We start from the raw sequence: 11433 nt of genomic DNA, 5'->3' as shown, positions 1-11433 counted from the left end.
TGTTGTTGGGCGTTTTCCTTCTGTTGTTGACTAACTTCCTTCAATATTAGGTCAGTCTCCTTCAGTTGTTTGTCAGTTTCTTTTTGAGCAGCAGTTAATTCGGCTTGAGCAGTGGCTAATTCGGCTTGAGCAGTGGCTAATTCGGCTAAGATTTGCCATACGTCTTCGGATGTAGTTGCCATAGATAATTTTTTCCTGATGTCACCTATTTACTATTTTATTGGATTTCTGCGCTTGCTGAAGGCACTGGGGAGCAGACTGCTGATTCAATTGGGTAAGGTGGAGGCTAATTCATAGAACAAGAATCACCGCCACCACTGACTAACATCCCTAATTCCCTGATACACTTCTCTTAAAGCGACCTCCCCCCCAAAATGAAGGATTAAAGGCGCTAAGTTGGGAATAGTTTCGAGGAAATTAGAACGAGTGAGAGTTCCCAAAGCTTGAAGGTTTTTTTCCAGAAGGATAGATCAACATGGTTAGGCGTTAACACCTGAGTTATAATTAGAACGAAAATTAACTAAGGCAGTTGTTCTCAAATGAAATTAAAGGAAAGGTGTATCACCGATGGGCAGGGTAATCGAATAGGTGTTCTTTTAGATAACCTAAGTTGCTACCTATGGGATTAAGCAAAAAAAGCTGCTACAAAAGATAAAAGACGAGTAGCATCCAAAAAACGCACCCTCCGTTTTACTATTGCAAGAGTGCCTATTGCCTATGTACTCGCAATTTCTCAATCAATTGAGATAATTTCTCGTCAGAAGCGGCAGTAATAAAGTCTAATTTAAACTTTTGTCCCTGACTGAGATATTCTGCGTAACTAGACAGAAGAAAAGGACGAAACTTGTCATTATTAGCAATATAAACTTCAAAAAAAGAGACCAATAAAGCCCCCGCATAATCCTCGATTAAATTTTGATTGGGTAAAGTGATATCGACCACAGACTCTAGGGTTTTTTGCATTCCTGCATCCAATTCCGTAAAATTTACATGAGCTTGTCCCTCCACCATGGCCAGATATTTATCTGGCGTTTTTAACCAAGTAAAAGGAATGGCCTGTTCAAAAATCGGATTAGCTGCTGGGTCATAACTTCCGGAACCCAAGAGGACAGGAATCGAGATTTTACTTAAACCTTTTTCTCCAAAAATACTGCGGTTAACGGGATTAGCTGCAAAGACAGCCGCGACTCGTTCATCACGAAAATTATAGACCTGTCTAGGTAATTCCAGGGCGCGACATTCCAGTACAATGGCGATATTAATACCGGAGTAAGGAAGATTACAATCTTGGGCGAGATTATCAAAATCAATTTGTGCGCCAGCAACAGCTAGAGATGTATAACCTCCAAAGGAATGACCCGCTACTCCCACATTAGTGAGGTCAAGTTGACCTTGAAATTGACTAGGATTACGTCTTGCTAATTCATCGATTACAAAGCTAATATCTTTGGGTCGATTAATAAACTCATTGCCATCAAAAATATTGCGATAATACCCCCCTAACATTCCTTGTAGGTATTGGGTATCACTGCCGGGGTGTTGCGGTGCCGCTACTAAAAATCCGTAGGAAGCTAGATGTTCAATTGCTTGAGCATAATCTTCTGGTCGCGAGGCTAATCCGTGGGAAAAAATAATTACAGGTGTTTTACCTTCTCGGAAAGTTTGCGGGATATAAACATTGACATATAAACTGCGATTGCGACTGCTATCGGTTAGGTTCCAAACTTCTTTTTTTACCTGAAAGCTACCGCGCTGACGCAGATCGGGTAAACTGGTATAATTAATCGGTGGTTTAACGGCAGCGGCTTCCTCGGCTGTCCAGAGGCGCATATCTTTAATAAATATTTCCGCCACATAAACTGCATAATCGATGGTTTTAGCTAATCCGAGGATTTCTTCCCCCTGTAACTGGATATTATTGGGGAATTTTTTCAGCACATTTAAAAGGGTTAATCCCCCCGGCTCAAAAGCGGCACTAACAATCGCACCCCGCAGGGCATATTTACCATTAATTCCCCCTTCAATGGTGATGCCTTTGCCCAAACGAGAGAGCATATCAGCACCCATCACACTATTAAAAAAACGAGATAGTAAAACAGGATTAATGTCAATTTTTGTTAATAAAGCTTCACGAAACTGCTCTCTTGCTTCGGGAGTTACTCTGGCTAGAAATTGTTTTAAATTAGCATCAATTTTGCCTTCTTTAGCAAAGGTTTCTAGGGATGCTACCGATACAGAAAAGACGAGGGGAGTATAGACAAATTCAACTTCTTCGGCGGCTTTTAGGGGTAAAGCGGTCATAGTGGCGGCGAAAAGGCCTAGTAGAAAAGCTCGCAGCCGACGGGTGGGATTATTTCTGGGAAAACGATTTTGTAAACTGGTGATAATCATGGAATTTTTAGTTAGGGTAGATGACAGCAATTAAAGGAAAAAAGTCGCACGGCGATTGATGTCTAAGTTCAACAAAAATCGATAAAGTGCCAAGCAAAGTATAACCAAAAAGCATGAGCAAAACCTCGATAGATTAATCTGAGCGATTTCGATTCTAAATTACGAGCTATTTCCTGAACATATTACCTAGTGTGGATTTTATATTAAAATTGTTTTTTTGTCAAGACACTGGTTATTAACAAAAAAACGATAAATACATAAATTTAATAAGTGAAAGTGATATATTTGGAGATGAAAATAATCAGATAAGGTTTTTGACCAAGATAAGTACCTAAGCAAAATTAACTAGACATTTTGATAAAGCTTTTTAACCAATAAATTAATTTTGCACGACTACTTAAATTGCTAATTATTGCGAATATGAATATCTTGCTTCGGAAAGGGAATCTCGATATCCTGTTGAGTAAACCTATCAAGAATAACACAATTAACATCACTAATTACTCGCTTTTTCCTGTTAACATCATCCAACCAGAACTTTAATTCAAAGTTTAACCTAGAATCACCAAAATTAATAAAAAAGGCTACTGGTTGCGGGTTTTTAAGTATGTTAGGATGTTGATCAGCAATGTCTAGCAATAAATTCATCACCTGTGGTGCGTTGGAATTATAACCAACTCCGATAACAATTGAACAATAAATCAAGTTATCACTACCCGTATAGGTGGTGACATCCTCAGTAAAAAACTTTTGATTGGGGATAATTTTTTCGGAATTATCCGTGAGGATTTGCACTGTTGTCGCTCGAATACCTAGCTTTTTTACCTGAGAAGTTTGCCCTTCAATATTAATGATATCACCGGGTTTGAGAACTTTTTCAAATAATAGTAAAATACCGCTGATAAAATTACTGACCACTTGCTGCATACCGAAACCAATACCCACCGATAAACCACCAGTAATTGCCGCTATTGCCGTTGCATTAACTCCCACATAACCCAAGATGAGAATAAAACCTAAGACAATAAAAAAATAACGTCCTAACAGTAAAGTTGCTTCAATTTCACCGCGACTAGCTTGCTGATTTAAATGAGCAATACTCAAAATTATAGTCTCTATAAGATCAACAACAATTACCAGAAAATAGGGAGCTATTATCAAAATAAATATGCTTCCCAATGTGATCGGACTATTGAATAAATTGAAAGGAGATACTTTGGCGATTTCCTGAATATTATTGTAGAAACCAATCATGATTCTCAGGAGAAATAACACCAATAAAGGTGCTAAAAGCCGGAAATGATAATATTTAATTTTATTGACGGAAAACTTGGCGTATAGTCCAGCTAATAAACCACGATAAACTAAATAAAACCACAGGAGTTTTATAGATAAACTAATCATTCCTCTTGTCCAATTTTGACTGAAAAAAATTAGATAATTTAAATTCAGTAAAATTATACTAATAACTGGAAAATTAAGAAACTCTATCAGAATAGCAAAATATTGACGGATGGTTAATTTTTTATCACTATGGATAAAAGTGGTGACGTGAGGAAATCTTTTTTCTAAGTAAGACCATAACCATTTTGACAATAACCAAGCAAGAATTAAACAGAGAAAAATAATCATTAATTGATTTTGAACATTTCTGCGTCCTAAAAATAATAATTGGTTAGCAATTATTTCCGAAAGAGAGGGGATATTGTTGTTCATAATTAATTCATTTTCTTGACTTCCTGATCAAGACCTGATTGAATATAAAGTGTCAGTTGGTGGGCTGCTGTTGAGGAAGATATTTCACCAGCGATCGCTCTTTCATACCAAAATTCTCCCTCTTCTAAAATTTTATTCAACTTTTCCCAATCATCCAGAGGAACTGCCACAGCATTGTGAGATTGTTGTAATAATACCGATTCGATCGGTAGTAAATTTCCTTCGATCTGCACCCGTCGATTAGTGGGAATAAAACTTTCTGTTTGGATAATTGCTTGCAATTGTTGTTCGGGATTAGTGAGAAATTTTCCTAAAGCTAATCCCAACCTATTTTCATTATCACTATTATTACGATTAAATACCATCACCCGTGTATAGAGAATTGGCGCTGCTTTACCTTGAGTGTCTTGGGGAAGTAAAGCGACTCTGAGATCATCTTGGAGGCTGTTTTTTAAATCGGCAATTTCAATAGAATTACACACATAATAGGTTAAGCGGCCTCTAGCAAAGGCCTCATGAAGCAATTCCCGTTGACGATTGAGGATAAAATTAGGCTGTGACGAGGCAAATTTTAGCCATTCTAGCCATTTTGCCCAACCATCCAAGCGAGGTTGCAGCCTACCCTGATCATCCCACAAATAGCTGCCAAAAATTGCCATTCCCCAAAAAGTATCTTCAAAAGAGGAAACTATCCCCACAGAATAACCTTTGCGCGCACGTTCTACTAATCCCTCTAAACTGGTGGGAGGTTGCTTCAGCAGCGGATCGGTACTAACTTGTAATTTTTTTTGATTGTAACACAGTACACGAGTACGAGAACCTAAGGGAATGCCATAGATTTTTCCTTGATAGCTAACTTGTTTCAGGGTTGGGGGATTATAGATAGATAAATCTAGATTTTTTCGGTCAATTTCCCCCAGTACTCCTTCAGATACTAATCTGGGTATATTTCTCGAAAAAATTAGAATAACACTCGCACCCAATCCGCTTTGAGATTGTTTAAAAAAACGTTCGGGTATCTCATCGATAGGAATAGCTTGTTCAAGAATTGTCACCTGCGGATTTAATTTTTCAAACTCTTGGAAACCGAGACCTACTAGTTTAGTTAAATTGCCCTCTTCTGGATACCAAACCAAAAGGGGTCCTTGCCGTTGCTCCGATGATTGGTTGGGAAGATCACTAAAACAAGCATAAAGAAAAATTGGCATTAAGATAAAAAGCAATAGGAACGATATAATCGTCCTTGCTTTTTTGCTTCTCCAAGCAGTTTTAACTCTGAGCCTTAGGGATTGCATCGATCGTGATCCTTCAAAAATATTGCCATAGACCCATAGTACATGAAAAGGTGACTAATAATCTTCATCAGAAGAATAATTAACATGATCTTTTCTCCATAGCCACCAGTATAGCAACAATCCCAGTTAAAAATTTGTGCGAGTTAAACTGCTGACCTATCTAAATTATCTGTTAAGACCAGATGAGAGTAGGGAAAGTCGAGTTTTATAGTTTATTTTCTAACACTCTAATACTCAGTTTAAATGGGTAACAGCTTAGGGAAACTATGCTTGGTATGAGTGAGATCTCTGTTATTAATAATTATGTCATGACGAGAGAGTGATACCTGCATTAAACTGTATCAACCAAGAACCCACCGAAGCAATTTTTACTGTGTGATTATACTCTAAAAAGCGAGGTACTTTATGAAACTATTTACAGCAATTATCGAAAGAGATATAGAGACTAATTTCTATGTTATTTATGTTTCTAAGTAGTCGTGCAAAATTAATTTCCTAGTGAAGATAGGCAAGAGGCAAGAGGTGGTTAGATATGTGTAATTAATTTTGCTTAGGTACTTAGATTGGTGGGAGCGCATTGCTAAGGAGAAACCTTAGAAAGAGGTGATTGAAATGTTATTAGAGGATGAATACATGAACCCTGTCCTGTAGGAGCGCAAGGCTTGCGCCCTCGCCCTCTTCATCTCGTCGATAGCCCTCTATCTAATAATTTTCTCTGTCCATGGGAAATCTAGCGTTTCAGCGATAAGTTATGCCTAAATGCTTTGCCACTACTGTGATTTAATTGCTATGATGAGTTAAAATAAGAGGCAGTATATTTCAATATCTTAGTACACTAAGTACGGAAGAACCGCAAGGAGTCGTACCATGGAACCTTTAACGCTATTGGCTACAAGAGTCACGATTATTTTAGGGGGAGCGTTGGCCCGTGTGGGGGAGATTGTCTTAGATGGTTCCCTTGAAAAACTGATAAATTTAATCGAAGCTAAGTCTCCTGATACTTTAAAAAAGTTGCAATCGGCTAATCAAAATCCTGCTTTGTTACCTGAAACGATTGAGGTAATGGCGACTTTACTGGAAGATCCAGAAATACAAAAAGTTGCAGAACAAGTGGTTAAGGAAAATCAATCTAATCCTTACGTTATTAATATGATGAAAAATGTTGGAATTGTTAATCAAGGAACAATTCATAATCCGACTTTTAACTTCAACTGACCACAGCCGCCTGTAGGGGAGCAGGTTAAACAAAACCCTGCTAACTTAGATACAACCAGTGAGAGTTCCAAGTCTATTTCGACTTCTCTTTCTAATCTTGATTACGGCATTGAAAGTCTATGTAAATTGAAAGCAATTTTCTACAAACTTAAGGGAAATGCTCGTCAACAGGAGGGCAAAGTTAATATAACAGTTAAAGAATTATCAGAATGGATTCAGGCAATTCAATCCGCAGAATCAGAATTTGAGCAATTTTTAAATTTATTGGAGGCTAATGATGATTCAGATTCATAAAAATCAAACTAATTCCGCTCAGGCTAGTAATTATGAAACAGAGTTAAATCTTGAGAACTTTGATCAGATTACGCCCAAAAAACATAATCCTAAAATCTATCAAAAGCTCTTAAAAAAAGCTCAGGATATTGGTGATAAACAATCTGAGGTTTTTGCTCTTGGCCGGTTAGCAATGATTTATCAATCTTGGGGTCAATATAGAGAAGCAGTACAATATCTTCAGCAACAATTAGTAATTATTAGAGAAACTAATGATCGGTATTCGCTGGCGAATACTTTAGGTAATTTGGGAGCGGCTTATCAGTCTTTAGGGCAGTATCAAGAAGCAATTTCACATCTTCAAGAACAATTAGCAATTGCTCAGGAGATCGACGATATTCTTGCCCTAGCAAATGCTTTCGGAAATCTGGGGATTACTTATCAATCCTTAGGAAAATATCAGCAAGCAATTGAATATTTTCAAAAACAATTAGAAATTGCCCAGCAAATTGGTGATAAAACATCAGAAGCAAATGCTTCGAGCAATTTAGGTATTTCTTATCAATATCAAGGCGATTTTGCTCAAGCAGAATCTCTATTTTTACAAGGATTAAAAATCCATGAAGAGTTATTTGGTTGCAATAATCCTAGTGTTGCTTCTAATCTCAACAATCTGGCGAGTCTTTATCAAGATCAAGGGAGATACACAGAAGCAGAACCTCTCTTTTTACGCTCGCTGGCGATTCGGGAAAAGCTATTAGGAAAAGAGCATCCTGCTGTGGCGACCAGTCTCAACAATCTGGGGGGTCTTTATAACAACCAAGGGAAATACACAGAAGCAGAACCGCTTTATCAAAAAGCGATTGCTATTTGTTCGGAAAAATTAGGAGAAAATCACCCCGACACTCAAACAGTAAAAAATAATTATAATCTGATGCTTTCTCAACTTCCCGATGAGGAATTAAGCCAACGCTTTCCCCCCGAAATGGTCGAAGATATCCAATCACTCCGTCATTCCTAGATTCTTTGTAATACCTTAATAATGCTCAAACTGCAATAAAATTACTCCAGCAGATAGTAAATGCCTAAAAAAATACGAGAACTCAAGTCTATACTTCTGAAAGCAGGGTTTACCTATCGCCCCGGTAAAGGTAGTCATACCGTTTGGAGCCATCCCCGTTTAGAATATAGCTTGACCCTGTCAGGCAAAGATAGTAGTGATGCTGATCGCTACCAGGAAAAAGACGTAAGAAATGCACTTCAGGAACTAGCAAACTTAAATCAAGGAGACAACCCATGAATTATTACTATAGTATTTTTATTCAATGGTCAGAAGAAGACAACAAATTTATCGCCCACCTCCCTGAATTTGGCCCCTATGCTCATACCCATGGTGAAACCTACCATGCAGCTCTACAAAATGCCCTTGAAGTTCTAGATCTCCTCATCGAAGACTACACTGCACGAGGCAAATCTCTCCCACCTCTCCAGGCTATTTCCGCATAGCCCAAATATTCTCAGTTCAGTAATATCTCCTAGTATTTAACCGTTCATAGAACATTTTATACCATGATCTCGGAAAAGCCAAAATAAACATTATGCAAGTTACGGCTTAGATCATTACTAAAGTTGTCATATCGCCTTCTTCTCGATCAGAACCAAAAAGCCCAAAATAAATAATGAAAACGTCAGCCAAGAAGCAATTTTTGCTTTATTATAAGACTAATCCCCACAAACCGTAAGCGATTTATGTATCAAGTCACCGTTGATTACGCCAAAGCCAACCTAGAAGAACTCTGCGATCGCACTGAAAAAGAACCCGATGGAGTAGTGATCGTTCGTGAAAATCGCAGTTATATTCTCGTCACTCAAGAAGAATGGGAATCCTTAGCTGAAACCTCCGAACTCATGCAAGATTCCAAACTATTACAACATATTGCATCAGCGCGACGAGAATATGCCGCAGGAGAAACCCTAACAATGGAACAAGTATTTGGATGACAACCTACACAATTGTCTTTTCTAAACAAGCGCGAAAAGATACCGACGAACTCACCCAAAAACAAAAAGTCAAACTTCAATAAATTTTAACTAACATAATTGCAATTAATCCCTATATTGGCAAATCCTTAAAAGGCGATTTAGAAGGCTTGTATTCCTATCGCATAAATCGAAAAGATCGTCTGCTTTATGAAATTTATGAAGACGATAAAACTATTCTGATTATTCGTACCAAAACACACTATGGAGATTAGGTAATAGCGGTCATAACCACTGAATTCATCCCCGTTTATAATATAGCTTGATCCTGTTAGGCAAAAATAGTAGTGATGCTGATCGCTACCAGGAAAAAGACGGAAGAAATGCACTTCAGGAACTAGGCAAATTAAATCAAGGAGACAACCCATGAATTATCACTATAGTATTTTTATTCAACTGTCTTATTACATTTTGGAATTAAGGGAAAATCACCCCGATACTCAAATAGTAAAAAATAATTAGAGTTTGCTGAAAAAGTAAGGGCGATCGCTGATCAAGATGCAAGGTTTTTGAGACACTAGCTTTAAAATCTTGTATCTGTTTTGTGAAACAAGCCACTAAACCCCTTACCTTGTACATAAGTAGCTGGTTATAATTAAATTAAAAATGGATTTTAGGTTCGATCCCCCCTGCCCCCTTGATAAGGGGGGTGCCGATAGGCGGGGGGATCCCTCCTTAATCCCCCCTTAATAAGAGGGGCATCTGATAACTTTTAACGCCTACCTACTTATTTCACATTTATTCAGCCAACCCTAGTTAAATAATCTTTGCAGAAAAGTGCTTTGATCCCGCAGAAAAACCTGAGCGCAATTGCGCCCCGGCATTCCCGAAATTGAGCCGCCGGGGTGAGTTCCTGCCCCAGTTAAATAAAGGTTTTTAATGGGGGTTTTATAGTTAGCTATTTCCGGTAAAGGACGCAGGAAAATCATCTGATCTAAGGTCATATCAAGATGATAGTAATTACCTTTATAGGAACCCAAACGATTAGCTAATTCGGCCGGACTTTCCACCCGACGGGCAATGATCGAAGATTTGAGATTGGGAGCATAATCGGCCAGTTTATCAAGAACTCGATCGGCCACGCGATTTTTTAATTCTTCCGTCCATCCCGTGCCGTTTAATCCCGTTCCCTCGGCCCCGGCAATCTGATAGGGGGCAAAAAATTCGATCCAGAGGGTATGCTTGCCCTGGGGAGCCATAGACGGATCGAGAATAGTGGGTACATCTAGGTACATCGAGGGATTTTCGTCGGGAATCTGCCCCAAAATCGTTAAAGCGTGGGCTTGTTCAACGTGACGCACGGAATCGGCGATGAGAATCGTTCCCTGTAAATACTCCTCCTTGTGATCGTAAGCCTCGAACCTTGGCGCTTCCGCGAGGGCGCAATCAATTTTAAGAATTGTTTCATTGTTATTGACAATTCGCCGTTCTACCCTTTCTCGCAATTCTGGATCGGCGGCATCCACATCGGCGGGAGCGACTAACTGTAAAAAAACTCGTCTAGCGTCAATATTAGAGATAACACCCGCTTTTGCCAGATATTCACCTCCAGAGTCCACCCTAACCCCGATCGCTTGTCCTTCCTCGATTAGAATCTGTTTAACTTTCTGCTCGGTTAAAATCACCCCACCGAGACTGACAACACATTTCACCAGAGCCTCAGTTAGTGCGCCTGTACCACCACGAGGGCGAGCCACCCCGGGGGAGTGACGCATCGCCATCATCATCATCCCGGAGGTAATACCTTTTTGGGAGGGAGGAGCGCCAATTTCTGCCGCTAGACGAGCCAGGGGTGCTTTGACAAATTCGCTCTCAAACCACTCATTAAGGACATCTTCGGGGGAAGTAATCATCGTGCGGATGAAGTCGAGCAGTTTCTTTTTCGAGCCGATCGCTTTCCAGACACTAGCTAAGGCACTAGAGTTATAATTGCGGGCGATTCTGAGCAAATCTTGAGGTGGAGCGTTAAACCAAGGCCCGATCGCATTCATCAACTGTCCCCAATAGTCGATAAACTGAAGGTAGCGATCGGCATCTCGCGGACAAAACTGGGCAATTGCGGCGTGAGTTTTTTCCAGAGAGCGATAGGAAAGAAAATATTGGCCAGAAGGATGGGGACAAAAAACGGTAGGATCGAAGAATAAATACTCTAATCCGTGGCGTTTTAGCTCTAATTCCTCAATTACCGGCCCCAAAAAAATAAATTCGTGATCGATCGCACAGAGATTAAACTTAAAATCGGGGGCCAGATCCGGGATAACCGCTTCTGTGGTAGCCGCTCCTCCTGGTACGCTACGCTGTTCGAGAAGGAGGACGCGATAACCAGCTTTGAGGAGATAGGCGGCACAAACTAAACCATTATGCCCCGCACCGATGAGGATGACATCGTAACTTTCCATACAGTTTCAAAAATTCCTATTTTTAATTTTGCGCTTTTCTTGACCCTAATATGTTAAAAATAGTTAAAGATTGGCTGCTATCAGCAGATTTCAGCGAGCAGTTA

The 11433-nt window shown here is 39.4% G+C and carries 11 protein-coding genes and 1 pseudogene; 7 read left to right on the top strand and 5 right to left on the bottom strand.

Annotation, left to right across the window (positions count from 1 at the left end; genetic code table 11):
• From IM507_RS00360 to IM507_RS00345, 4 genes and pseudogenes are all read right to left on the bottom strand, one after another.
• A pseudogene (locus IM507_RS00360) lies at positions 1 to 182 on the bottom strand (DUF3782 domain-containing protein); the annotation flags it as partial.
• 526 nt (positions 183 to 708) lie between these two features.
• Positions 709 to 2391 carry an alpha/beta hydrolase gene (locus IM507_RS00355; RefSeq protein WP_002737869.1) on the bottom strand — a complete coding sequence of 561 codons (1683 nt, stop codon included), beginning with the start codon at positions 2389 to 2391 and terminating at the stop codon, positions 709 to 711.
• Positions 2392 to 2796: 405 nt separating this feature from the next.
• A complete protein-coding gene (locus IM507_RS00350; protein WP_287636294.1) occupies positions 2797 to 4107 on the bottom strand; it encodes a mechanosensitive ion channel family protein in 1311 nt (436 codons plus the stop codon).
• Positions 4108 to 4109: 2 nt separating this feature from the next.
• Positions 4110 to 5402: a sugar ABC transporter substrate-binding protein gene (locus tag IM507_RS00345; protein ID WP_002777738.1), complete on the bottom strand. Its 1293-nt coding sequence runs from the start codon at positions 5400 to 5402 to the stop codon at positions 4110 to 4112.
• An 867-nt stretch (positions 5403 to 6269) separates the two neighbouring features.
• Here IM507_RS00345 and IM507_RS00340 point away from each other — a divergent pair.
• The 7 genes from IM507_RS00340 to IM507_RS00310 all read left to right on the top strand — a co-directional run bounded on the left by IM507_RS00340 (position 6270) and on the right by IM507_RS00310 (position 9145).
• Positions 6270 to 6617 carry a hypothetical protein gene (locus tag IM507_RS00340; RefSeq protein ID WP_123230240.1) on the top strand — a complete coding sequence of 116 codons (348 nt, stop codon included), beginning with the start codon at positions 6270 to 6272 and terminating at the stop codon, positions 6615 to 6617.
• 126 nt (positions 6618 to 6743) lie between these two features.
• Positions 6744 to 6911: a hypothetical protein gene (locus IM507_RS00335; RefSeq protein WP_002737018.1), complete on the top strand. Its 168-nt coding sequence runs from the start codon at positions 6744 to 6746 to the stop codon at positions 6909 to 6911.
• Positions 6895 to 7911 carry a tetratricopeptide repeat protein gene (locus IM507_RS00330; RefSeq protein WP_002777742.1) on the top strand — a complete coding sequence of 339 codons (1017 nt, stop codon included), beginning with the start codon at positions 6895 to 6897 and terminating at the stop codon, positions 7909 to 7911. The genes IM507_RS00335 and IM507_RS00330 overlap by 17 nt, the downstream gene beginning before the upstream one ends.
• A gap of 60 nt (positions 7912 to 7971) precedes the next feature.
• Positions 7972 to 8190, top strand: a complete 219-nt coding sequence (locus tag IM507_RS00325) for a type II toxin-antitoxin system HicA family toxin (protein ID WP_002737958.1) — start codon at positions 7972 to 7974, stop codon at positions 8188 to 8190.
• Positions 8187 to 8396: a type II toxin-antitoxin system HicB family antitoxin gene (locus IM507_RS00320; protein WP_002777744.1), complete on the top strand. Its 210-nt coding sequence runs from the start codon at positions 8187 to 8189 to the stop codon at positions 8394 to 8396. Before IM507_RS00325 ends, IM507_RS00320 begins: the two co-directional genes overlap by 4 nt.
• Before the next feature lie 243 nt (positions 8397 to 8639).
• Positions 8640 to 8891: a type II toxin-antitoxin system Phd/YefM family antitoxin gene (locus IM507_RS00315; RefSeq protein ID WP_002736358.1), complete on the top strand. Its 252-nt coding sequence runs from the start codon at positions 8640 to 8642 to the stop codon at positions 8889 to 8891.
• Between the two features lie 83 nt (positions 8892 to 8974).
• Positions 8975 to 9145 carry a type II toxin-antitoxin system YoeB family toxin gene (locus IM507_RS00310; protein WP_396680981.1) on the top strand — a complete coding sequence of 57 codons (171 nt, stop codon included), beginning with the start codon at positions 8975 to 8977 and terminating at the stop codon, positions 9143 to 9145.
• 537 nt (positions 9146 to 9682) lie between these two features.
• On the opposite strand, the gene crtO is transcribed toward IM507_RS00310, so the two are convergent.
• The gene (gene crtO, locus IM507_RS00305) at positions 9683 to 11329 is read right to left on the bottom strand and encodes a beta-carotene ketolase CrtO (RefSeq protein WP_002735781.1); all 1647 of its coding nucleotides are present in this window, start codon (positions 11327 to 11329) and stop codon (positions 9683 to 9685) included.
• Positions 11330 to 11433 lie beyond the last annotated feature (104 nt).

Source organism: Microcystis sp. M20BS1 (assembly GCF_020245305.1).
GTDB lineage: Bacteria > Cyanobacteriota > Cyanobacteriia > Cyanobacteriales > Microcystaceae > Microcystis > Microcystis ichthyoblabe_A.
The sequence above is the reverse complement of the archived record's forward strand: the minus strand, read 5'-3'. Positions and strand labels throughout refer to the sequence as shown.